Source organism: Nonomuraea sp. NPDC046570 (genome assembly GCF_040645915.1).
In the GTDB taxonomy this organism is placed as follows: domain Bacteria; phylum Actinomycetota; class Actinomycetes; order Streptosporangiales; family Streptosporangiaceae; genus Nonomuraea.
The window spans coordinates 88,949-110,095 of sequence record NZ_JBEYZF010000023.1 but is presented as its reverse complement, the minus strand read 5'-3'; the positions used below and the strand labels follow the sequence as shown (position 1 = coordinate 110,095).

Below are 21,147 nucleotides of genomic sequence, written 5' to 3'. Positions count from 1 at the left end.
ACTTAGTACGTTAACCACTAACGCACTAAGTACGTTATGTGCGCCGCCACAATCCCGGAGTCGCCATGTCGTCCGATCCACCAAAGCGCGCCCCACGCGGAAGCCTCACCAGGGATCGCATCGTGACCGCCGCCATCTCCCTGCTCGACCGCGAAGGCCTCGACGCCCTCACCGTCCGCCGCCTGGCCGACGAGCTGAAGGTCCGCCCCATGGCCCTCTACAACCACGTGAGCGGCAAGGCGGACATCCTCGCGGCGGTGACAGAGGACCTGGTGAGCAGACTGGACCTGCCAGACGCCGGTACGGCGGGCGCCGACGGCCTGCGCGCCGTCTTCCGCAGCTACTTCCGCCTGCTGATCGAGCACCCCGTACTGCTGCGGCTGGACGACATCCTGGAACAGGCCAACCCCGCCGAACTCAAAGTCTCCGAGGCGGCCTACACGATCCTGGAGCGCGCCGGTCTCGACCGCCGGTCCGCGGTCGGCGTGCTGGCCAGCATGCTCCGCTTCACCCTCGGCTGCGCCCTGCTCTACCCGCACCGGCGGGCCTGGGACGCCGACCCCGGCCACTGGGAGACGGTCAGGCGGTCGATGGCGGAGCTGCCGGAGCCGGAGTATCCGACATTGCGGGCGATGAGCACGGACCTGCCCGCCTTCACCCAGGAGGAGGTCTTCGAATTCGGCCTCTCAGCCCTCCTCGCGAACCTGGGGGTCCGGTAGGAACGCTGTCTTGTACGCGATCGATTCGATTACCGAAGGCCGCGGAGCGCCGCGCCCGGACAGGCGCGGACCCGGCCCAGATGATCCTGGGCCGGGCCGGGATTCGCCTGCCGATCAGTTCGTCATGCTGGTGAACATGCCCGGCTCGTAGGAACCCCCCGGCTTGCGCACGATCACGCCGAGCCGGTTGGCCGCGTTGATCTGGGCGATCAGGCAGACCAGCGCGGCGATCTGGTCGTCGTAGTGCTTGCGCACCTGGGCCCAGGTCTCGTCGGACACGCCGTGGTGGGCGTCGGCAGTTCCTGGGTGGCCTTCGGCAGCGGCGATTGGACGATCACCAGGCTGGCGTTGCCGAACCGCTTGGCGAACTTGGCGCCGATCTCGTTGGTGATCAGGTCGATACGGGGTTAACTCGCCGGGGCCCTGGTCGAGACCCGGACAGTACGACTGGCTACCGATGCTGGCATGGCCCTTTTCCGCCATGCCAGCGGGCGGTGGATGTCCGACGAGAACGCCGACCACTCCCAGCTCCTGGCCGACAGCGCCCCAGATCTGCTCGCCATCTCGCCACGTATATGCGGGATGACCACTGCTCAGGCGAAATCAGTTGGCGGGCTTGCCGTACCAGCGGGAGAGATGGTCGTCCAGGTCCTGCTGATCGTCGCCGATCCAGGCGATGTGGCCGTCGGGGCGTAGCAGGACGCACGGAACATCCAGTACCGCAGTGGGATCCGCGAGGTAATCGACCCGGTCGGACCAGCCGCCGACGGTCAGGCGTTCGGTGCGGTCCAGCAGCAGGCCGCGGCCGCGATGCAGCAGACCGTAGAGGTGGCCCTGTTTCACGTCGATGTCGTGCAGGCGGCGGCCGAGCAGGTCGGGGCCTTCGCCGAAGTCGTAGCGGATGCCGATCGCGGTGATCTTCTCGATCAGATGGCGGTTCACCTCGTCGAAGTCCATCAGTTCGGTGAGCAGCCTGCGCACGGCCTGCGGGCCCGGTTCGGTGGACAGCAGTTCCATCTGGGCGCGGGTGTTGTCCAGCACGTCCTCGGCGACCGGATGACGTTCGGCCTGGTAGGTGTCCAGCAGTGTTTCCGGCGCCCAGCCGCGGATCTGTGCGGCCAGTTTCCAGCCGAGGTTGAATGCGTCCTGAACGCCCAGGTTGAGGCCCTGTCCGCCGATGGGTGGATGGATGTGCGCCGCATCGCCGGCCAGTAGCACCCGCCCGACGCGATAACGTTCGGCCAGCCGGGTGGCATCCCCGAAGCGGGACAACCAGCGCGGGGAGTGCACGCCGAAATCGGTTCCGGCGATGGTGCGCAACTGTTGTTTGAAATCTTCGAGGGTGGGCGGTTCCGCGCGGTCGCTGACTCCCGCGGCGGGGACTACGACGCTATAGACCCCTTCGCCGAAGGGCTTGAGCCAGAACCGCTGATGGATCTCGCTGATTTCGGTTACCTTGGCGGCGATCTCCTCCTGCGGCACGCCCACTTTCATCTCGCCCATGAGCGTGTCGGTCCGTGAGGGCTCGCCAGGGAAGCAGACGCCGAGCAGTTTGCGCACCGTACTGCGCGCGCCGTCACAGCCGATGAGGTAGCGCGAACGCAGCTGTTTCCCGTCGGACAGCTCGACGGTCACGCCCTCGTCGTCCTGCTCGAAACCGGCGACCGCGCAACCGCGCCGGACCTGCGCACCAAGTTCGATCGCATGTTCTTCGAGCAGATGTTCGATGACCGGCTGGGGGATGCCCAGCAGATAGGCGTGCGCGGAATCCAGGCCCTTGGGCGCGGGTTTGGTGATGGCGGCGAAGAAACCGCCGGCCGGACGCTGTCTTCCATGCTGGAGAATGCGATCCAGCAGTCCGCGCATCGCCATCAGCTCGAGACTGCGAATATGCAGACCGACTATGCGGACGAACGACGCGGGCTCGGTTTCCTTCTCCACAACGAGTACCCGCACATCGTGCAGCCGCAGTTCGGCGGCCAGCATCGCACCGGTCGGCCCGCACCCGGCAATGATCACATCGAACATGAGGGGCGCGTGATCGGCACCGGAGGCCGGCGACCAGAGTTCGGGGACGTCGCCCACGGTGGAGTCGCGCTCGACCGTACCGTTCGACGATGGCTCGGCGGTGAACTGCTGAGAGTGCATAGGTGTTGCCTTTCGGGAGTGCCTTGTTGGCGAGGCGCTCCCGGCGACACCTACGTCAATCGCCCGGCCGTGACGGGAAGGGGGAGCACCCACATCGATACAGCGTTCATGGGTCTCACCTCCTCGGGCGGTGTCACGATCAACTGCAAGCTACAAGCCCGAGCATCATCCCGTCCACTGCTTTCCCGGCCACGTGATCACGACTCCAAACGGGCCCGTGCGGTTGCAGGGCGAATCCGGCGTGGCGGCCCGGCTGGTCCCGGCCCTCCCCGCAGGTGCGCGGCGCCGCCTACCAGGCGCTGGCGACGCTGCCCGCGGTACGGGTCGAAGGCCGGACCACCGACCCGCAGGGGCGGCCCGGCGTCGCCGTGACCTTCCCGATCCAGGAGGGCCAACCCACCCAGGGCAGGCTGATCATCGACCCCGACACCTCCAAGGTGCTGACCTTCGAAGTCACCGGCATGCCGCAGAAGGGCGACCGGGTCAACGTGGTGCTGGAGTCCGGCTGGACCGATACCAAGCCATCCCCGCCCTCGACCGAGTGAAGGCCGCCGGGCCGGCCGACCCTGCTGGTAGGCACCCCGTCATGGGCGGCCAGCTGGTTCGGTGCCGTCTCGCCGTGACTTGGTCAGGTAGTAGAGGCCGATGCCCAGCCCGGTGGTCAGCAGAGCGAGCCCGAGAGCGATCATCGCGACAATCGTGGGCCATTGGAGATGCCCAGGCAGGTGCAGAGCCAGGAACCACGAGGGGGTGACCTCCCCGGTGGTCAGCATGAGTGCGGGCACGATGCCTTGGGCCACCAGGGGTACCCAGCACAGGGTCAGGCTCACGATGACGTAGGCGCGCCGGCCGGTCGGGGCCAGATCGAGGCCGAGCCTTTCCAGGCCGAGGTCGGGTTTCGGCAGGTGCGGTCTGCCCAGCTCCGGAGCCGGGAGCGGGCGCGTCCGTGTCCGTTTGGGCGGGAGACCGGTTCGCAGGTGGTGGAGCAGCTCGGGCGCGCTCGACTCGAGCCTGGCCGCGGCGAGGTGACCGAGCAGCCAGACGAACGCGGCGCCGCTGATCAGGCCCACGGCCGGTCCTGCCCAGGCCGGGGCCAGCCGTACCGCGAAGTAGGCGGGGGCGGCGGTCGCCGCGGTGAGGATCAGGACCAGGAGCACTTGGGCGAAGTCGGTGCCGTTTTCCAGGAGGTTGCCGCCTCTGCGGTGGGGGTCGGTCATGGGGACCGGGCGCAGGACCGACACCAGCACGGTCACGCCCGCGCCGCCGCCCAGCAGCGCGGGGACGAGCGCGGCGAGCCAGGGCCACAGGTCGTACTGGCCGGTGAGGGCGAGCATGGCGAGGGTGAGGGCGATGGTCGGCGGTGCGGTGATCAGGAGCCAGGCGAGTTGACGGCCGCGGATGTCGTGGCGGGCGGCGCCGGGGATCATCATCTTGCCCCAGAGCTCGGTGCCGTCCTCGCCGTACAGGTTGGCGGAGATGGCGGCGGTCCACAGGGCGAAGACCAGGCCGGTCCAGGGCAGGAAGACCGGTGCGCCGATGGCCAGCGGGAGCAGGCAGAACACCAGGGCGTAGCAGAGGGCGAAGCACAGGTAGTGGAAGCGCAGCAGGTCTCTGGACCAGGTGCGCAGCTCCCTGGCGGCGACCGCGGTCATCGGGCCTGTGGCCCACCCGCTGGAGGTGGTCCGGGCGGGGCGTCCGCTCGGACGCCGGGTGGTCAGGCGCCGCTTCAGCAGGACGGCCCAGCCGTACAGACACGCGAGGCTGAGTACGGCGAGCCCCGCCAGGGCGGCGGCCGTGGTGAGCCACTGGCCTTGTCCTGCCGCCCGCACGGCGACCAGGCCCCAGCCGGAGGGCAGTACCTGAACCCAGGTGGTGAAGGAGCTGGGGAAGCCGGTGCGCAGGGCGGCCTGCACGAGGGGTGAAAGCACCCAGAGCGAGTGCAGGGCGGCCAGGATGGCGGCGCTGACGAGGGCGGCCAGCGCGGCTCCCGCCTTGGACCGCATGACCTGGCCGAGCACCGCGGTGACCAGCCGCGAGGCCAGCACGCACACCACCAACTGCAGGGGTACGGCGAGCACGCCGACCGCTGTGGCCGCCACGCCGAGCCCGGCCTTGACGCTCACCACCACGAGAGCGGCGAAGGCCACGAGTGTGACGGCGGGGGCGACGCCGATGAAGGCGGCTCCCGCCAACCCGGCCGCGAGGCGGCGCGGCGTGAACGACAGCAGCGAGAAATGCTCGGGGCGCAGCGTCTCATCGCCGCCGCCGAAGAGCGCGGGGCCGAGCAGCCAGCCCGCGGTCCACAGGGCGAAGCCGGCGCCGAGCAGGTCGAACGGCAGCGACGCGACCGGATGGTCGCCTCCGGCGAGCATGATCAGACCCGCCGCGAGAGCCAGCCCTGCCAGAGCGCCGGTGAGCATCTGGCCGGCGCGCTGGCCGGTCATGGAGTGCCTGAGTACGGCCAGCTTCATTTTGATCAGGAGGACAACCATGCCAGCTCACCCACCTCGGGTGTCTGGCCGCCGACCAAGCTCACGAACCGCTCTTCCAAGCTCTGGCCGGATCGTACGGCCTGCAACGGCCCCGAGGCCACGACCCGGCCGGAGTCGATCACCGCCACGTGGTCGCACAACTGCTCGACCACGGCCATCACATGGCTGGAGAACACCACCGAGCCGCCGCCGCGTACGAACCGCCGCAGGATCACCTTGATGGTCGCCGCCGAGACGGGATCGACCGCCTCCAGTGGTTCATCCAGCACGAGCAGCCTCGGCGCGTGCAGCAGTGCCGTGGCCAGGCCGATCTTCTTACGCATGCCGGTGGAGTACTCCATCACCAAGGTGCGCTCGGCCGCGTCCAGCTCCAGAATCGCCAGCAGCTCATTGGTGCGGCGGTCGACGTCGGTGAGGTCCATGCCGCGCAGCAGGCCCGTGAAGCGCAGCAGCTCCCGGCCGGTCAATCGTTCGGGCATCGCCAGTCCGTCGGGCAGGACGCCGATCAGCGTCTTGGCGTGTGCCGCGTTGGCCCATATGTCGACGCCGAAGATTTCGGCGCGGCCCGCGTCGGGCCGCAGTAAGCCGGTCGCCATCGACAACGAGGTGGTCTTGCCCGCTCCGTTGGGACCGACCAGGCCGAAGAACGATCCGCTCGGCACCTCCAGGTCGACGTTGTCCACCGCGAGTTTGTGGCCGAACGTCTTGGACAGGGCGGTGAGCCGGAGCGCAGGATCGCGGGTTGGTGCTCTCAACATGTTCCTTCCCCGAATGCCGGCAGAATTGAAACGGCACGTGCCGTGCCATTTTCAGTTTGGTGGAGTGCCTCGGCGCGTGTCAACACGGCACGTGCCGTTCCATTACAGTGGCGGGATGACCGACCACCGCACCCCGCGAGCCGCCGAGCGGACCGAGGCCATCATGCGCACCACACTGGAACTGGCCCAGGAGGTCGGCTACACCAAACTGAGCATCGAGGCGGTCGCGGCCCGAGCCGGGGTCGGCAAGCACACCATTTATCGCCGCTGGCCCTCCAAGGGCGCCCTGTTCCTCGATTCGCTGCTGTCGTTGAACGAAACCGACTTCGACTATCCCGACACCGGTGATATCGCGGCCGACCTGCGTGAGCAGATCTACGCCGCCGTCGACCTGCTGGGGCAGCCGCCGGTGGGCCCGCTCTACCAGGCCCTGCTGGGCGAGGCCCAGCACAATCCCGCGGTCGCCGCCGACCTCAACGAGCGTTTCATCACCCCTCAGGCGGAAAAGACCGTCGCACGGCTGGAAAAAGCCCGCGACCAGGGGCAACTGTCACCCGACTTCGACCTGGGCATGGCCATGGACATCCTGTCGGGTCCGCTGTACTTCAGGGTCCTCATCACACATCAGCCTCTGACACACGACTACGTCGACCGCATGCTCGACGCCCTGTTCACCGGGATGGGACCAAGCCCTGAGACAGGCGCGGGGATGTAGCCGCCCGCCGCAGCCGACACCCGCTTCCCTGCAGATCTCTTGGAAGCCGGGCAGGGACGCGGTGAGCCGGTCGGGCACGGTAGGTGGTGGTCGATCCACTAGCCGGGCAGGGCCTCGGCGAAGAAGACCTTCTCGCGTGCGATCTCATCGCGGCTGACGTGGGTGCGGTGCGCCAGCGGATGGTCCGTGGGCACGGCAAGCATCGCCGGCTCGGACAGCAGCACCGGCCCGACGGCGAGGTCCGGTTCCTCGGCCGGCAAGGGCAGCACCGACAGGTCGACCTCTGCCCGGCGAAGGGGGCCGAAGAGGTCGGCGAGCGCGGTTTCGCGGATGGCCACCCGGCGGCCGGGCACGCGGTCCCGGAAGGTGTCGGCGAGCGGCAGGACGACTTGGGCCACCGCGGCCGACATGTAGCCCAGCTCCAGCGTGCCGGTGATGCCGTGCCCCGCCGCGGTCGCTCGTGCGATCGCGGCCTGGACTTGTGTGTGCGCGGGCTGCAAATCGTCCAGGAGCTGCCTGCCGAGCGAGGTCAACTCGACCCGGCGGGTGGTACGGCGGAACAGCGGCGCGCCGAACCGGCGCTCCAGTTTGGCGATGGTCTGGCTGATCGTTGCAGCCGAGACATGGAGGCGCTCGGCCGTGCGCGCGAAGTGCAGTTCCTCGGCGAGCACGAGGAACACCTCGATGTCCTGACGCTCCACCGCTCCCTCATTCTTCAGTATGTCTGAACAAGTGTTCCAAATCTTGTCATTGATGAGGCCCTAGGAGGCCCGCGATGGGTAAGCTGATCTACTCGATGATCACGTCACTCGACGGCTACGTGAGCGATTCGGACGGCAACTTCGGCTGGGGCCGCCCCGAGGAGGAGACGCACGAGTTCATCAACGAGCACGGGCGATTGATCGGCACGTACCTCTACGGCCGCCGGATGTACGACACGATGGTCTACTGGGAGACCGCGCACACGGTCCCGGACCAGCCGCCGTTCATCCTGGAATGGACGCGGATCTGGCAGGCCGCCGACAAGATCGTCTACTCCACAACGTTGAACGAGGTCCTCGGCGAACGAACCCGGATCGAGCGGACATTCGACCCGGGCGCGGTGCGGAAGCTGAAGGCCGAGGCCGACCTCGACATCGCCGTCGCCGGGCCGCACCTGGCGGCGCACGCGATCCGGGCCGGGCTGGTCGACGAGTACCACCGCTTCGTCGGACCGGCGATCGTCGGCGGCGGCAACCCGTTCTTCCCGGACGATGTGCGCGTCAACCTGGAACTGCTGGACGAGCGGCGCTTCAGTAACGGCGTGGTCTCTCTGCGTTACGGCGTCAAGGACATCGCGTAGGGGTAGAGCGCCTGTGCCAGGGCGCCACCCAGGCAATGCGGTTCCACGCCGCCAACCCGCCGGCCAAGTACATCCAGCGCTCAAAATCGAGGGAGCTGAGCCGCCCCTTCGGTTCGGGTAGCGCCTATGCCGGATGTGCCAGCGTGCCGGGTGAGAGCGCACCTGGTCGCGAGAGCCCTCTACCAGCTCACATAGCGTGGGGATGGTCATAGGCCGACACGGAAATCGATCAAGGAGAACGCCATGCGGTTGAGCGCGCGCAACAAGATTCCGGCCACGGTCACGGGCATCACGCACGGCGAGGCGACGGCCAACATCGAACTGGACGCCGACGGGGTGCGCCTGGTCGCCTCGATCACCCAAGAGGCCGCCAGTGAGCTGGGCCTGGCGCAGGGCAGCCACGTCATCGCCGTGATCAAGGCATCCGACCTGATCTTGGCCGTCGAGGACTGACCGTGGCGGGAGAAGTGAGCCGAAGCACAATCAGGTGCCACTTCAGCCCACCCCCAGCCACCTGCGTCAACGCGTGTCGGCGGCACCGTCCCCTGCGACCAGCACCCCGAGCACGATGCCGGCCACGGCGACCAGCACCGCCTCCACTGCCACCATCTGCAGGACCTGCTTGTGGGTCGACCCGATGAGCCGCTGGAGCATGAACTCCCGCCGTCGCTCGGCGGTGGAGAGGACCTGCGTGTTGACCAGGGCGATCGTCGCGTAGCCGACGACCATGCCAAGCAGCAGATACGACATCCAGGTCTGGGTCTCGTCCTGCTTCGCGTGTACGGCGGTGAGGGTTTCCAGGTCGGCCACCTGGAGTCCGGGCTGCTGCTGAGCCAGCGCGGACAGGGTGCGGGACAGTTCGGCGTCGTCCGTGCCGGGCTTGGCGCTCACCATGATCTGTGGCACGAGTCCTGACGTTGTGTGGTCCACGAGGAGCCAGGCCGGCAGCAGCGCGCTCTCGTAGCCGCGCTCCCCCTCCACTGTGGCGACCAGCTTCAGACTGACCCGGCTGCCGTCGCCCAGCCGCATCGGGACCATGTCGCCGAGCTTGTGCCCACCCTCGTCGGCGAACTCCGTCGGCAGTGCGACTGTGCTCCCGTTCAGCGCGTCGAGGCTGCCGGTGGATGCGTGGAAGGCGGTGGTCCGATCCGCGCCCTCGGCGGTGATGCCCTACAGCGGCACCTCCGTGGGCTCCGGCTCGTCGTTGTTCGAAGGCGCGGCCTTGGGCTCGATGTAGCCGAGGCTGGAGATCTGGGCGGATGCGGCCGCGACCCTGGGCTGCTCCCTGATGGTGTCCACCATCTCCAGCGGCAGACCGCCAGCGGTGGAGGTGACCACCAGATCGGCACGCAGGTTCTCCGTGAACGCCTGCTCCGAACCGCTGGACTGGGTGGTCTGCAGATAGATCAGCGAGGTGGCCAATCCGGTGGCGAGCATGACCGGCATCACCGCGGCGGCCAACCGGCCTGTCCGCGCCTTCGCGTTGAGGGTGGCGAGACGCCCGCCCAGCCCGGACACCGCGCGGATCGGTCCGCGCAGAACGGCCGTTATGACCTTGGCGAGGCCGGGGCCGAGTAGACCGAACCCGGCGGTCCACAGCATCGCCGCCGAAGTCGCCGTGCTAGCCGATTCGCCGTCGAGGCGAACCGGCGTCCGGTAATCTGACGGGGTCAGGTACCGCCGGGCGGGCGGGAACGGAGTCCTGCGGGATTCACAAGCCTGTGGAGACCCGATAAGACCACTTCGGTGGCGCAGGTCGGTGAAGCAGGAAGCTACAGAAGTGCCGTGAGAGCGGCACAGGCTGAATCTTCGGCGTTCACGCCGGAGAGCGCGTCAATGACGGACTTCGCCCTCGATCCGGGACAGAGTCGCGGCCAGCGGGGCGGCAGGCCCGGACAGGGCAGTCGCGTGCAGGAGCTCCACCCGGTGCACCACCCGCGGGGCCAGCAGCGGCACCCCGCGGCCGGCGCCCGCCGGCAGCAGGGTCAGCCCATGACCGGCGGCGACCAGATGCAGTACGGCCTGCACGTTATCGCCCTGGTAGGACAGCCCCGGCCGGAAACCGTCACCGGCCAGCTCGCGCAGCCGCTCCAGCGGGCACAGCGGCGTCCGCAGCCACACCGCGTCAGCCAGATCGGCCAGCCGCAGCCCCGTCCGCCCCATCAGCGGATGCCCCGGCGGCAGCACCACGACCAGCTCGCGCTCGGCCACCGCGCGGGCGCTGAGCGGGCCCACGTCCGGCATCCTGAGCGGGTCGTTGGGGGCGGCGATGCCGTCGGCCAGGCCCAGCTCGGCCTCCCCAGAGGCCACCTGGACGGCGACCTGTTCGCGGGCGGCCGAGCGCAGGCTCAGCCGTAGCCGGGGCTGCTCGCTCCTGGCCGCCGCCAGCCGTAGCGCGACCTCGGGGGTGAGCGCGAGCGGGGACAGCGCGAGTGTCAGCCGGTGGGCGGGGGTCGCGGCGCTGCGCAGGACGTCGGCGCGGGCCGCGCTGTGGCGCAGCAGCAGCGGCTCGGCGTGTTCCAGCAGCCGCCGCCCGGCATCGGTCGGCTCCACCGGCCGGCGCGACAGCAGTGCCAGCCCGAGGTCGGCCTCCAGGGCGGCGATCTGCTGGGAGACCGCCGACTGGGTGTAGCCGAGTTCCTCGGCCGCGGCGGAGAACGAGCGGCGGCGCACCACGGTGACGAAGGTGCGCAGCAGGTGCGGATCCACGCATCATCAGTATCACTTATGTGCTGTCCATGAATCATCGTTGGCGCTTAACGGTGTGCGTCGGGGAGCATCGAGGGCATGAGAATCGCCCTGGTCGGAGACCGCTCCCCCGGCGTACGCGCGCACACCCGCATCCCGCACCTGCTGCGGGCGCTGCGCGAGCGCGACGGCCTCGCCCTCGACGCCTACTGGATCCCCACGACCGACGCCGACGACCTGGCGGGCTTCGACGGCATCTGGATCCTGCCCGGCAGCCCCTACCGCAGCGAGGCCGGCGCGCTCAACGCCGCCCGCACCGCCCGCGAGCACGCCATCCCCTTCCTCGGCACATGCGGCGGCTTCCAGCACGCGTTGCTGGAGTACGCGCGCGGCGTGTGCGGGCTGCGGGTGGCCCACGCCGAGAACGACCCCTGCGCGGCGGACTTCCTGCTGACGCCGCTGCACTGCTCGCTCGCGGGCCACGAGGGCGTGGTACGGCTCGCGCCCGGCTCCCTGGTGGAGCAGATCATGGGGGTGGAGCAGACCGTGGAGGCCTACAACTGCTCCTACGGCCTCAACGGCGCCTACCGGCGGCACCTGGAAGAAGGCGGGCTGGTCTTCACCGGCCACGCCGACGACGGCATGGTACGGGTGGCCGAGATCCCCGGCCACCCGTTCTACCTGGCCACCCTCTTCCAGCCCGAACTCGCCGGCGACACCGGCCGCCCCCACCCGATCATCTCCGCCTTCGCCACCGCCGTGGCCGCCAGATCCCGGGCGGTCACAGAGGCGGGGCGAGGGTGAAATAGCGGTCGAGCACCTGCTGGTCGCCGTTCACCTCGAGCCGGTCGGCGGGGATCCGCTGCCACAGGAACAGCATCAGGTCCGACGCCGTACCGGCCAGTTCGACGTCGCAGGGTCCGGTGCCGTCGGTGAGATGGACGTCGTCGCCGTCGAAGCGCACCGTCCACTCGCCCGGGCCGTCGCTCTGCCGGAAGCGGAACCGCTCGCCTGATCCCGGCGGGGCCTGCGTGCGGGCTCGCCGAGCCGGGGCCATGACGGTGAAGTTCTGGGTGACGGCGTCTTCGGCGAGTTCGGCCTCGACCGGCCGGGCCGCGCCGATCGCGTTCTCGGCGTCCCAGCGGTGCCCGGCCGCCTCGATGGCCTGCATCCGCGACCAGAACCCGGTGGTCTGCTCGTGCGACCACGTCCACACCTTCTCGCCCGGATCGCGCTCCCGGAACAGCGACTCCAGCTGGGCGGCCCCCTCGGCGAACCAGTCGATCAAGCCCGGTGGCATCGGCCCCCGATTGGGCGCGTGCTCCGGCGCGGGCCAGCCCTGGAGGTCCTCCGGCAGCTCGAGGAAGGAGAAGTCGGCGAGGTCCGGCGGCTCCGTGAGCCGTTCCCTGAGGATGCGGACGACCATGCGGTGCGCCCCGCCCAGGTGCATGACCAGGTCGGCGACCGACCAGCCCGGGCAGGAGGGGACCATGGGCGCCTCGCCGGCCTCGGCCGCGCGCCGGGCCGCGGCCTCGAACGCCACGACCTCACGATGGAAATGTGGGACGAAATCCATGACCTCACTCTGCCTCACGGCCCTGCCGGACGCCACGCACCCACACCGGCCGGCGGCCTGCAACGCCGGACACTAACTCGGCTAGGAGCCCCTGTGACACACCGAGATCGCTTCGAAGCGGTCTATGACGCGTACTACCCGGCGATACACCAGTTCGCCGCGTGCCGCACCAGCTCCCCCGTCATCTCCGAGACCTTCCTCTCCGCCTGGCTGGCGTATGGACGAAGTGCCCGAGGGCGAGCGGGCCCTGCTCTGGCTGTACGGCATGGCCCGCCGCCTGCTGGCAACCAGCAACGCGGCGCCTCGCGCCGGGCCGTACTCGCCGAGCGGCTCCGCGACGAGCTGGCCGCGCACCGGCCGGTTCAAACTGGTCGATCTGGAGCATGTCCGCGGGGCCTTCGACGCACTGCCCGGACGGGACCGCGAGGTTCTGGCGCTGGCCTGCTGGGAGGGCCTGACCAGCGAGCAGATCGCCAAAATGCGCCGACCGCGCCGTTGTGGCCGAAGGCGTCCGCGCCCAGGAAGGGGTAGCGGACGGTCTGGGCGTCGAAGCCGAGCAGGAAGTGGTCGCACTCGCCGGTGACCAGGTCGACGCCCCTCGTGTGTGTGGTGGTGAACTGGGCGAGGGGGCAGGTTTTACGGCGAGCCGCCATCCGGGAGGGGCCGATCACCCGGTGCGGCTTGGCGCGCGTGGCTGAGACAGCCAGCTATGGCGGCTCGGCGACGACCTCGCCGTCCGGTTGCCCTGGGCGACGCAGTCTGCGGACGAGCTGCTGCGCAAGGAGCACACCTGGCTGCCCGCCCTCGCCCCACGCCTTCCGCTGCCGGTTCCCGTCCCGCAACGCCTCGGCGAGCCCTCCGCGCGGTTTCCGCGCCCCTGGATCGTCACCACCTGGGTGCCGGGCGAGCCCGCCGACCGCACCCCCGTCACGCGCGGCGCGGAGGCGGCCACCGCCCTGGCCGCCTTCCTGACCGCTCTTCACCAACCTGCCCCCGAACAGGCGGCCGTCCGCGCTGTCTGGGAAGACGCCGCCGCGCCCGACTGGGCCGGCCCGGCACTGTGGCTCCACGGCGACCTGCATCCGGCCAACGTCCTCACCGCAGACGGCACCATCTGTGGCGTGATCGACTTCGGCGACCTCTTCGCGGGCGACCCGGCCTACGACCTCGCCGCCGCTTGGATTCTGCTGCCGGACGACACCGCCGACCGCTTGCACGCCGGAACGCCCGGAGGGATAGGCCTCCCCTCCAAGCCGGTACCTGCACCTCGTGGGCCACCCCATGGGCAGGCCCGGTCCGTCACCGGGCCTGCCGTACCGCGGCTCAGCTGTTCGCGCGGATGGTCTTGTTGATCCAGTCGCTGTAGGCGGGCACGTTGGTGTAGAGGCCGGGACCCTGCTCGCAGGAGGGGCTCTTGGCGCCGGGGCCGGAGGTGACGCCGATGAGCTCCCAGCGGCCACTGCGGCCGCGCTGGATCTGGGGGCCGCCGGAGTCGCCGTTGCAGGCCATGGCCTTGGGCTTCTGGCTGACCGTGCACAGGCGGGTGTCGTCGGCGAAGCCGGGGCCGCACTCCGAGACCGCGCCGCGGCGGGTGTCGAGCTGGCGCAGCTTCTCGGCCATCTTCCAGTCGGCCGGGTTGGTGCTGAACTTGGTGATGCCGAAGCCGATGATCCGGGTCGGCGTGCCGGGCTTGCCCGCCTGGTCGGCGATCTTGATGGGCTTGATGCTGACCGGCCGGTCCAGGCGGACCAGCGCGATGTCGTTCTTGTTCGGCGAGTTCTGGGCGTAGTCCGGGTGCAGGAACGCCTGCGCGATCTTGCGGACGGTTCCGCCGGACTTGCGCTTGTCGCTGCCGATGCGCACCGTCCCCTTCGGGATCGAGCCGATCTCCATGTCGAGGCAGTGCGCAGCGGTCACGACCCACTGCGGGTTGATCAGGGCCGCGCCGCAGTTGCCGTCCGTCAGACCCATGAGCGGGGCCGTGGTCGGGATGGTCGCCATGAAGGGGTAGGACTCGGTGGGCTTGGAGCCGTTGATGATCGCTCCTGCGCTCCCCGCGGTCGCGGCGAGGCAGGCCGCGCCGGCCAGCGCGACGACGGCGGAGCGGGAGACGATGCGGTGGAACGAGGTGGTGCCAGACACGGGCGAAGCCCCTTCATCGGTTATTTGTGACGTTATGAAGCTATATGTCCGGCTTTGCCGGGGTGATCATGCCAGCAGGCCAACATGTGGTAGGGATAACCCCACCTGATCAGGGCGGATGCGCCCAACGATGCGCGACCCGCAGGGAGTCGGCCCCGCTCTCGCACCCGGCCAGGCCGGGCGGGTCTGCGGCAAAGCGTCCCGGAGCGGGCGGACCCGCCGGACTGTCGAGGTGCGGGGGGTTTGATCGGCAATGGAACGGTCACTGGCGTTGGCAGGCCGATGCGGGCGAAGTTGCCGCCATCCACCGTTCCGATATCGGTGGGTTCGATGTCCGTGCTGGGTGTCGAAGAATCGTCTGCCCCTGCCGAGCAGCGTGTCCAACCCCAGCGGGCCGGGATCGGACTTCAGCTCGGCCAGCACGTGCGGCCGGTCCAGCAGATCCTCCAGCCGAGCGCACACCGTCTATCCCAGCCGTGCCATCACCTGCTCGGCGAAGGCCTCCTCGAAACAGCGGCATGCGGAATTGACCACCCGTTCCACCTGGCCACTGGTCGGCGGTTCGATGCTCGTGCTGCGGCATCGCTCTCGCACCGCCTCCGCCAGCCGATCACGGTTCGTCTCGATCGGGCAGACCTCAAGAGAACTTCAAGATCAGAGCGAAACCGAGCCTGCCGGCACCCACCTTGTTGCCGACCAGGTCCCAGTCGCTCTCGACAGCTACAGGAGTTCCGGGCCGCTTACATCTTCGCCAGGCCGCGGGCGTTGCCCACACTGCCGGCCGAGGCCGGGCCCAGCGCGCGGACCGCCCGAGTGTTGGCGAACTCGGTCAGGTCGGTGGACGGGGCGGCGTTGAGGGTGAACGCGATCCGGCTTGTCGATAAGGCAGCTACCACCGCCGTCATCTGTGAGGCTTCCGCAGGTAGGACGGCACGGGCAGATGGAGTGTGGGTACAGATCAGGGCGTCCAGCGCCTTGTGGTGCTGAGTAGCCGTATTTCGCCGGGGCATCGGCCTGGCCTTGCGTTGGTGGCGTCAGAGGCTGGTTTCGCGGTGGTGGGCGCGGACGATCAGCTCTGCGGTTTCGTGGGCGATTTCGTGGCGTTCGGTGTCGGTGAGCGGTTGCGTGCCGTGCAGTGAGCGCACCCGGCCCTCGGTAGCCAGCAACAAGACAAACTGGCGTGCTGCGCGGGCGGGATCGGGAACGTTGAGGCGGCCGACGCGGCTGGCTTCGGCGAGGTAGCCGGCGAGGGCGTCCAGGGCCTCCTCGGGGGCGGTCTCACCCCAGGAACGCTGCAGCTCGGGGTGGTGGGTGAGTTCGGCGACCGTCAGCCGGTGCAGGGCAGCGACCGAGGGTTCCAGGACAGCCCGCAGGATACGATCGCCCACGGCTGCCAGGTCGGCCTGGGGATCGCCGGTGTCGGGGATCAGCCCAGCCAGGCCGTCCGGTCCAGCGCCCGCGGTGGCGCGCGCCCGGTCGACGACCGCGAGGAACAGGCGTTCTTTGTTGCCGAAGTGGCTGTAGACGGTCTGCTTGCCCACGCCCGCGCGGGCCGCGATCGCATCGACGCTCACCCTGGCATAGCCCTCGTTCAGGAAGAGTTCGGTAGCCGCCTCCAAGATGGTGCGGCGCTTGGCCGGAGAGCGGCGGTCCCCTGCGGTGTCGGGCGCTTGATCCATGCTCCAAGACTACAACTTGCTTAGACGGAACTGTTCCGTCTAGCCTGCAGTCGAGACTAGACCGACTAGTCTCGACTTGCTTGAGGAGACGTGATGACCAAGCCCCTGCACTCCGGCGAAGAGCAGCCGTGGATATTTGCCGGGCACAGTGACTTCGTGGCCGGACTGGCCGGCTACGACATGAAGGCGCCGCTGACGGGCGCCCCCGCGGGCGCGGTCCCCGGCGCGTCACTGGCCGCCGAGAGCGGCCTGGTGGGTGGCCTGTTCGAGGTGTTGGTACCGCCCATCACCCGGCTGCAGGTGACCAAAACCGCCGAAGGCATGGAGATCGAGTATCCGCCCCGGCTCGACCGCCCCTACGCGCTGGACCAGAACCTCGCGGGAATCGACGCGCTGCTCCGACTGAGACGCGAGTCCAAAGGCGTGCGGCTCGTCCGGTCGGTGCCTGAGATCCTGCAGGCCAAAGACGAGGACGCCTTCGCCGCCGTACTGCATCTGGCCGATGCCGACGCGATCGACACCGACCTGGGCGCCTTGTATGTCCTCCATGAAGCCGGTCTGCGCTCACTGGCGATCACCTGGAGCCGGCAGAACGCCTTCGGCTACGGCGTCCCCTTCCGTTCCCCAGGGACCCCGGACATCGGACCGGGACTGACCGAGGCCGGTGTCCGGCTCGTACAAGCCTGCAACGAGCTGGGCGTCCTGGTCGACCTCGCCCATCTCAACGCCGCCGGCTTCTGGGACGTCGCGGCCCGTTCCCAGGCGCCGTTGGTGGTCACCCACGGCGCCGCGCACACGCTGTCGCCCACCACCCGGGCGCTCACCGACGACCAGATCACCGCCATCGCCGACAGCGGCGGCGTGATCGGCGTCAGTCTCGAAGGCGTTGCTCCCTCACCGGCCGGCATCGTCAGCGACATGGTCGACCAGATTCGCTACCTGGTCGAGCGGGCGGGGCCGCAGAGCGTGGCACTCGGCTCCGACCTGTACCGCTGCCCCGACGCCGCCCATCCCGCCGGAACCGTGCTGCTGCCCGAGCTCCTGACCGCACTGCGGGAAGCAGGCTACGACCGCGCCACCATCACCGCGATCGCGCACGCCAACTGGCTGCGCGTCCTGCGCGCCACCTGGTGACGACCCGAACCACCGGACCTGAATGACCTTCGCCATGCTGCGGGCCCCAGCCCGCCGCGTGGCGGCCCGAAGGAGCAAGCATGCACATCACACACATCCCGACCACGCCTGACGATGTCGCCGCAGTACTCGGCGAGATCGAGGCCCTGCATTTCCGCCCGCACCTCCTCGACCCCACCGCCGACCTCACCCCTGTACTGCCACACACAGGCGGTGTCCCCGGCAACTGGATCAACGCGTCCTCCCGCCGGCCGGCGGCCGAGACCGGCGTGACGCTCTACGCACACGGAGGCGGTTTCTCGCGCAGCAACCCCCGGCTGGAGCAACTCATGGCCTACCGGTTCTCCCAGGCCACTGGCCGCCCCGTCCTCGCGGTGGACTACAAGCTCGCCCCCGCCTACCCCTACCCCGCGGCACTCAACGATGTGGTGACCGCCTATCGAAGCCTGCTCGACCAGGGGATACCTTCCTCACGGATCATCCTGGCGGGAGAATCCTCCGGTGCCACGCTGCTGCTGTCGGCACTGCTGCTGCTCAAACAGGCCGCCGATCCCCTTCCCGGCGCGGCAGTAGCGGTGTCCCCGATCACCGATCTCACTCTGGCCAGCCCGTCGATCAGCACCAACGACGGCAAGGACATCCTCAACCACGCCGTGCTCGACCGGATCCGCACTGACTACCTGGCCGGCGCCGACCCGGGCCAGGCACCCCAATCCCCTCTGCACGGCGACCTGCACGGACTGCCGCCACTCCAACTCTCGGTCGGCGCACAGGAGGTCCTGTTCGACGATGCGCACCGATTCGCTCAAGCCGCATCAGCCGCCGGGGTGAGCATCCGCCTCGACATCTACGACGGCATGCCCCACGCCTTCCACGCCACCACCCTCTCCGTCGCCGCCACTCTGCTCCGCCACACCACCGAGTGGATCAGCCAACTGCCTTCCAGGCCTTGCACCAGGTGATCGTTTGGGGATCGGTCAGGCGGCGAGGTGGGCCGCGCTGATGGCGCGGGCGAACTTCACCACGCGTTCGGCCTGGATGCGGGCGGCGGCGCGGGTGGTGTCGTCGACCGGGGCGGTGCCGCCCGCGTCGTGGTGGGAGGTGCCGTAGGGGTTGCCGTCGGTGAACTTGTCGGGGTGGGTGTAGCCGGGGGCCACGACGATGCCGCCGAAGTGGTGGAAGGTGTGGGACAGCGCGAGCAGGGTGGATTCGTGGCCGCCGTGCAGCGTGCCGGTGGAGGTGAAGCCGCTGTAGACCTTGTCGGCCAGCAGGCCCTGGTGCCAGAGGCCGCCCAGGGTGTCCAGGTACTGCTTGAGCTGCGAGGAGATGTTGCCGAAGCGGGTGGGTGAGCCCATGATGACCGCGTCCGCCCAGATCAGGTCGTCGGCGGTCGCCTCGGGGGTGCCGGTGGTCGCGGCGGCGTTGGCGGCCCAGGCGGGGTTGGCGTCGATGGCGCTCTGCGGGGCGAGTTCGGCGACCTTGCGCAGCCGCACCTCGGCGCCCGCCTTTTCGGCGCTCTCGGCCATCTCCTGGGCGATCTGCGCGATGTTGCCGGTGGCGGAGTAGTAGATGATCGCGAGCTTGACGCGGAATTCCATGACGGGTGCTCCTTGAGTGAAAGGGAAGGGGGTTACAGGTACGGCCCGGCCGGCGCGCCTTCTTCCGTGCTGACCAGTTCGTCGATGGCGGCGAAGAAGGCGGCGATGCCCGGCAGGTTGGCACCCTTGGCACGCGAGAGCGCGAAGTCCTCGGCCGAGCGCCACTCCACGACGTCCAGCCACTCGCCGTGCGGCAAGGCGACCAGGCGGGCGTCCAGGAAGCCGTCCCGGTCGGCGCGGAAGTCCGCCAGCATCGCCGGACGGGCCGCCAAGAGCGCCTCGGTCTTGTCCGCTGCCACCTTGAAACGGGTCAGCTCAATCGTTGTCGCCACGACCGTCTCCTTCTTCGCGCTCGGGTGACACCGACGATATAGTCACCTCTAGATATAGTCAATATAGGTGACCATCATGTTCGGTGACTAGATGGGTGTGCAGGAGAGCGCGTGCGCTGACCGAACCGTCGTGAACACTTCCCGGTCGATCGGCGAAGGAGAGGCGTGAACTCAAGGACCGAGAGGTGACCGCATTGACACGGGCGCTGCCTGCGCAAGCCGGGGACGCCGTGATCATCGAACAGTCCCGGCGGGAGCCCGAACGCTTCGCCGCCATCTTCGACCGCTACTACCCCGAGATCCACGGCTACGCCGAACGCAGGCTGGGCGGCGGCCTGGCCGACGACGTCGCCGCCGAGACGTTCCTGATCGCCTTCGACAAGCGCACCGGCTACGACGTCTCCCGCGCCGACGCGCGGCCCTGGCTGTACGGCATAGCCTCCAACCTGATCGCCCGGCACCGTCGCGCCGAGGTACGCCTATACCGGGCGCTGGCCAGGACGGGCCCGGACAAACCCGTAGAGGATCACGCCGACCAAGTCGCGGGCGAGGTGGACGAGGGCGCGCGCAGACCACGGCTCGCCCAAGCCCTGGCCGAGATCGCCGACGGCGACAGGGACGTGCTGCTCCTGGTCGCCTGGGCCGAGCTCACTTCAGAGGAGGTGGGCACCGCACTCGGCATTCCGGCGGGTACGGCACGCTCACGGCTACACAGGGCTCGCAAGAGGATCCAGGCCGCACTGAGAGAGGACGGGTCATGAACGACATGGAGACGCTGCGCGAGGCCTTCGACACCCCGAAGCCTCCCTCTCCCGCCGTACAGTCGGCGGCCAGGGCCGCCCTCCTGGCGCGAGCCGCCAGGCACCGCCCCAAGCGCAGATGGGCGATGCGGGCGCTGATGGTGGCGGCCTCGGCAGTGGTGATCGCGACAGGGGCGACTGTGGTGCAGGTCGTAGGCGGTGGCGAGCCGACGCTCCCCGCCGCCAATGCGCAGGTGGTGCTCGCCAGGATCGCGACAGCCGTACAGAAGAAGGACTTCGCGCCGCCGCGCGAAGATCAATGGATCTACACCGAGACGCGCATGCAGAGCTACGGCAAGGGATACGTGGGCAAGCGGCTCACTCCGCAGACGCCGTTGACGAGCACGGTCGAGGAATTCTGGACCCGAGCCGACGGCAAGCGGGTCGGCTACAAGGTGGACGGCAAGCTGATGACCTCCAACCCCGGAGACCAATCGCCGGAGAACAACTACGCCATGCTGACCGCGCTGCCCACCGATCCCGACGAACTGCTGGCCAGATTCCGCGAGATCCACCAGGTGAACGCCGCAGACCAGGAGGACTGGATCTTCGAGCGGTTCGAGGTGACCCTGCACCAGAACATCGTCCCCCCGGCCCAGGAGGCTGCCATCTTCCAGGCGATGGCCAAACTCCCCGACGTGAAGGTGGACGAGTCGGCGGTGGACATCGAGGGCCGTCCGGCGCTGTCGGTCTCCCGCGTCATCGACGGATGGCGCAACTTCGAGATCCTGCTGGACCCGACAACCTACGCCTACCGGGGCAGGCGCGAAACCGCGGTCGCGGATCACGAGGAGCGATATCCGCAGCAGGGCGTCGAGATGTTCACCCTCAAGGACGGCACGCCCGTTCCGTCTCCCCCTCGCGTGGAGTGGAGCATCGAGAAGGGGACGGTCTGGCAGTTGTTCACCCGCACAGCCGTGGGCGTCGTAGACCAGGCCGGGCAGCAGCCGTAACACCCCAGCCCCTGGCCGCCGTGCCGTCGGCGCCGGGGAGGCATGATCAGCTATCACTCCCTAATTTCCTC

24 protein-coding genes and 1 pseudogene are annotated in these 21,147 nt (G+C 69.1%); 11 read left to right on the top strand and 14 right to left on the bottom strand.

Annotation, left to right across the window (positions count from 1 at the left end; genetic code table 11):
* The first annotated feature begins 122 nt into the window (after positions 1-122).
* On the top strand, positions 123-719 hold the full coding sequence (locus ABZ911_RS30200; RefSeq protein ID WP_358063291.1) for a TetR/AcrR family transcriptional regulator C-terminal domain-containing protein: 597 nt from the start codon (positions 123-125) through the stop codon (positions 717-719).
* Between the two features lie 114 nt (positions 720-833).
* Here the strand turns inward: ABZ911_RS30200 and ABZ911_RS30195 are convergent, their stop codons facing one another.
* Together ABZ911_RS30195 and rox are read right to left on the bottom strand one after the other, a co-directional pair.
* Positions 834-998: a hypothetical protein gene (locus ABZ911_RS30195; RefSeq protein WP_358063288.1), complete on the bottom strand. Its 165-nt coding sequence runs from the start codon at positions 996-998 to the stop codon at positions 834-836.
* Positions 999-1,322: 324 nt separating this feature from the next.
* Positions 1,323-2,747, bottom strand: coding sequence for a rifampin monooxygenase (rox, locus tag ABZ911_RS30190; protein WP_358063385.1), 1,425 nt, complete (start codon positions 2,745-2,747; stop codon positions 1,323-1,325).
* Between the two features lie 395 nt (positions 2,748-3,142).
* On the opposite strand from rox, the gene ABZ911_RS30185 reads away from it, so the two are divergent.
* Complete coding sequence (locus ABZ911_RS30185) at positions 3,143-3,412, top strand: hypothetical protein (protein ID WP_358063285.1); 270 nt, start codon at positions 3,143-3,145, stop codon at positions 3,410-3,412.
* Positions 3,413-3,451: 39 nt separating this feature from the next.
* On the opposite strand, the gene ABZ911_RS30180 is transcribed toward ABZ911_RS30185, so the two are convergent.
* Together ABZ911_RS30180 and ABZ911_RS30175 are read right to left on the bottom strand one after the other, a co-directional pair.
* On the bottom strand, positions 3,452-5,359 hold the full coding sequence (locus ABZ911_RS30180; protein WP_358063282.1) for a hypothetical protein: 1,908 nt from the start codon (positions 5,357-5,359) through the stop codon (positions 3,452-3,454).
* Positions 5,344-6,117: an ABC transporter ATP-binding protein gene (locus ABZ911_RS30175; RefSeq protein ID WP_358063279.1), complete on the bottom strand. Its 774-nt coding sequence runs from the start codon at positions 6,115-6,117 to the stop codon at positions 5,344-5,346. The genes ABZ911_RS30180 and ABZ911_RS30175 overlap by 16 nt, the downstream gene beginning before the upstream one ends.
* A gap of 115 nt (positions 6,118-6,232) precedes the next feature.
* Here ABZ911_RS30175 and ABZ911_RS30170 point away from each other — a divergent pair, with 115 nt between their 5' ends.
* Positions 6,233-6,832: a TetR/AcrR family transcriptional regulator gene (locus ABZ911_RS30170; RefSeq protein ID WP_358063276.1), complete on the top strand. Its 600-nt coding sequence runs from the start codon at positions 6,233-6,235 to the stop codon at positions 6,830-6,832.
* A gap of 98 nt (positions 6,833-6,930) precedes the next feature.
* On the opposite strand, the gene ABZ911_RS30165 is transcribed toward ABZ911_RS30170, so the two are convergent.
* Positions 6,931-7,533, bottom strand: coding sequence for a LysR family transcriptional regulator (locus tag ABZ911_RS30165; protein WP_358063273.1), 603 nt, complete (start codon positions 7,531-7,533; stop codon positions 6,931-6,933).
* 74 nt (positions 7,534-7,607) lie between these two features.
* On the opposite strand from ABZ911_RS30165, the gene ABZ911_RS30160 reads away from it, so the two are divergent.
* Positions 7,608-8,174 (top strand): dihydrofolate reductase family protein, encoded by a 567-nt coding sequence (locus ABZ911_RS30160; RefSeq protein ID WP_358063270.1) that lies wholly within the window; start codon positions 7,608-7,610, stop codon positions 8,172-8,174.
* Between the two features lie 243 nt (positions 8,175-8,417).
* Complete coding sequence (locus ABZ911_RS30155) at positions 8,418-8,627, top strand: TOBE domain-containing protein (protein WP_358063267.1); 210 nt, start codon at positions 8,418-8,420, stop codon at positions 8,625-8,627.
* A gap of 66 nt (positions 8,628-8,693) precedes the next feature.
* On the opposite strand, the gene ABZ911_RS30150 is transcribed toward ABZ911_RS30155, so the two are convergent.
* The 3 genes from ABZ911_RS30150 to ABZ911_RS30140 all read right to left on the bottom strand — a co-directional run bounded on the left by ABZ911_RS30150 (position 8,694) and on the right by ABZ911_RS30140 (position 10,883).
* The gene (locus ABZ911_RS30150; protein ID WP_358063264.1) at positions 8,694-9,212 is read right to left on the bottom strand and encodes an FtsX-like permease family protein; all 519 of its coding nucleotides are present in this window, start codon (positions 9,210-9,212) and stop codon (positions 8,694-8,696) included.
* A 132-nt stretch (positions 9,213-9,344) separates the two neighbouring features.
* Positions 9,345-9,776: a hypothetical protein gene (locus ABZ911_RS30145; RefSeq protein WP_358063261.1), complete on the bottom strand. Its 432-nt coding sequence runs from the start codon at positions 9,774-9,776 to the stop codon at positions 9,345-9,347.
* A 231-nt stretch (positions 9,777-10,007) separates the two neighbouring features.
* A complete protein-coding gene (locus ABZ911_RS30140; protein ID WP_358063258.1) occupies positions 10,008-10,883 on the bottom strand; it encodes a LysR family transcriptional regulator in 876 nt (291 codons plus the stop codon).
* A 78-nt stretch (positions 10,884-10,961) separates the two neighbouring features.
* Between ABZ911_RS30140 and ABZ911_RS30135 the strand changes: the two genes are divergently transcribed.
* Entirely contained in the window at positions 10,962-11,666 is a 705-nt protein-coding gene (locus ABZ911_RS30135; RefSeq protein WP_358063255.1) for a hypothetical protein, read from the top strand.
* Here ABZ911_RS30135 and ABZ911_RS30130 read toward each other — a convergent pair.
* Positions 11,644-12,438 (bottom strand): maleylpyruvate isomerase family mycothiol-dependent enzyme, encoded by a 795-nt coding sequence (locus ABZ911_RS30130; protein WP_358063252.1) that lies wholly within the window; start codon positions 12,436-12,438, stop codon positions 11,644-11,646. The two genes, ABZ911_RS30135 and ABZ911_RS30130, sit on opposite strands and share 23 nt — an antisense overlap.
* Before the next feature lie 602 nt (positions 12,439-13,040).
* On the opposite strand from ABZ911_RS30130, the pseudogene ABZ911_RS30125 reads away from it, so the two are divergent.
* Positions 13,041-13,631: pseudogene (locus tag ABZ911_RS30125) on the top strand (phosphotransferase); the annotation flags it as partial.
* A gap of 130 nt (positions 13,632-13,761) precedes the next feature.
* On the opposite strand, the gene ABZ911_RS30120 reads toward ABZ911_RS30125, so the two are convergent.
* The 3 genes from ABZ911_RS30120 to ABZ911_RS30110 form a co-directional block, all read right to left on the bottom strand.
* Positions 13,762-14,580 carry a serine protease gene (locus ABZ911_RS30120; protein ID WP_358063251.1) on the bottom strand — a complete coding sequence of 273 codons (819 nt, stop codon included), beginning with the start codon at positions 14,578-14,580 and terminating at the stop codon, positions 13,762-13,764.
* A gap of 740 nt (positions 14,581-15,320) precedes the next feature.
* On the bottom strand, positions 15,321-15,476 hold the full coding sequence (locus ABZ911_RS30115; RefSeq protein WP_358063248.1) for a hypothetical protein: 156 nt from the start codon (positions 15,474-15,476) through the stop codon (positions 15,321-15,323).
* Positions 15,477-15,614: 138 nt separating this feature from the next.
* Entirely contained in the window at positions 15,615-16,259 is a 645-nt protein-coding gene (locus tag ABZ911_RS30110; protein WP_358063246.1) for a TetR/AcrR family transcriptional regulator, read from the bottom strand.
* Between the two features lie 93 nt (positions 16,260-16,352).
* Between ABZ911_RS30110 and ABZ911_RS30105 the strand changes: the two genes are divergently transcribed.
* Both ABZ911_RS30105 and ABZ911_RS30100 read left to right on the top strand, forming a co-directional pair.
* A complete protein-coding gene (locus ABZ911_RS30105) occupies positions 16,353-17,393 on the top strand; it encodes a membrane dipeptidase (RefSeq protein ID WP_358063243.1) in 1,041 nt (346 codons plus the stop codon).
* A gap of 80 nt (positions 17,394-17,473) precedes the next feature.
* Positions 17,474-18,355: an alpha/beta hydrolase gene (locus ABZ911_RS30100; protein ID WP_358063240.1), complete on the top strand. Its 882-nt coding sequence runs from the start codon at positions 17,474-17,476 to the stop codon at positions 18,353-18,355.
* A 15-nt stretch (positions 18,356-18,370) separates the two neighbouring features.
* On the opposite strand, the gene wrbA is transcribed toward ABZ911_RS30100, so the two are convergent.
* Both wrbA and ABZ911_RS30090 read right to left on the bottom strand, forming a co-directional pair.
* A complete protein-coding gene (gene wrbA / locus ABZ911_RS30095; protein ID WP_358063237.1) occupies positions 18,371-18,991 on the bottom strand; it encodes an NAD(P)H:quinone oxidoreductase in 621 nt (206 codons plus the stop codon).
* 32 nt (positions 18,992-19,023) lie between these two features.
* Positions 19,024-19,323 (bottom strand): antibiotic biosynthesis monooxygenase, encoded by a 300-nt coding sequence (locus tag ABZ911_RS30090; RefSeq protein ID WP_358063234.1) that lies wholly within the window; start codon positions 19,321-19,323, stop codon positions 19,024-19,026.
* 185 nt (positions 19,324-19,508) lie between these two features.
* Between ABZ911_RS30090 and ABZ911_RS30085 the strand changes: the two genes are divergently transcribed.
* Entirely contained in the window at positions 19,509-20,084 is a 576-nt protein-coding gene (locus tag ABZ911_RS30085; protein ID WP_358063231.1) for an RNA polymerase sigma factor, read from the top strand.
* Positions 20,081-21,076, top strand: a complete 996-nt coding sequence (locus tag ABZ911_RS30080) for a CU044_5270 family protein (protein ID WP_358063228.1) — start codon at positions 20,081-20,083, stop codon at positions 21,074-21,076. The genes ABZ911_RS30085 and ABZ911_RS30080 overlap by 4 nt, the downstream gene beginning before the upstream one ends.
* Positions 21,077-21,147 lie beyond the last annotated feature (71 nt).

Coding starts and splice junctions, on each gene's coding strand:
- rox (WP_358063385.1), bottom strand. CDS start 2,747: ATGTTCGATGTGATCATTGCCGGGTGCGGGCCGACCGGTGCGATGCTG.
- ABZ911_RS30180 (WP_358063282.1), bottom strand. CDS start 5,359: ATGGTTGTCCTCCTGATCAAAATGAAGCTGGCCGTACTCAGGCACTCC.
- ABZ911_RS30175 (WP_358063279.1), bottom strand. CDS start 6,117: ATGTTGAGAGCACCAACCCGCGATCCTGCGCTCCGGCTCACCGCCCTG.
- ABZ911_RS30170 (WP_358063276.1), top strand. CDS start 6,233: ATGACCGACCACCGCACCCCGCGAGCCGCCGAGCGGACCGAGGCCATC.
- ABZ911_RS30160 (WP_358063270.1), top strand. CDS start 7,608: ATGGGTAAGCTGATCTACTCGATGATCACGTCACTCGACGGCTACGTG.
- ABZ911_RS30155 (WP_358063267.1), top strand. CDS start 8,418: ATGCGGTTGAGCGCGCGCAACAAGATTCCGGCCACGGTCACGGGCATC.
- ABZ911_RS30150 (WP_358063264.1), bottom strand. CDS start 9,212: ATGGTCCCGATGCGGCTGGGCGACGGCAGCCGGGTCAGTCTGAAGCTG.
- ABZ911_RS30145 (WP_358063261.1), bottom strand. CDS start 9,776: ATGCTGTGGACCGCCGGGTTCGGTCTACTCGGCCCCGGCCTCGCCAAG.
- ABZ911_RS30135 (WP_358063255.1), top strand. CDS start 10,962: ATGAGAATCGCCCTGGTCGGAGACCGCTCCCCCGGCGTACGCGCGCAC.
- ABZ911_RS30130 (WP_358063252.1), bottom strand. CDS start 12,438: ATGGATTTCGTCCCACATTTCCATCGTGAGGTCGTGGCGTTCGAGGCC.
- ABZ911_RS30110 (WP_358063246.1), bottom strand. CDS start 16,259: ATGGATCAAGCGCCCGACACCGCAGGGGACCGCCGCTCTCCGGCCAAG.
- ABZ911_RS30105 (WP_358063243.1), top strand. CDS start 16,353: ATGACCAAGCCCCTGCACTCCGGCGAAGAGCAGCCGTGGATATTTGCC.
- ABZ911_RS30100 (WP_358063240.1), top strand. CDS start 17,474: ATGCACATCACACACATCCCGACCACGCCTGACGATGTCGCCGCAGTA.
- wrbA (WP_358063237.1), bottom strand. CDS start 18,991: ATGGAATTCCGCGTCAAGCTCGCGATCATCTACTACTCCGCCACCGGC.
- ABZ911_RS30080 (WP_358063228.1), top strand. CDS start 20,081: ATGAACGACATGGAGACGCTGCGCGAGGCCTTCGACACCCCGAAGCCT.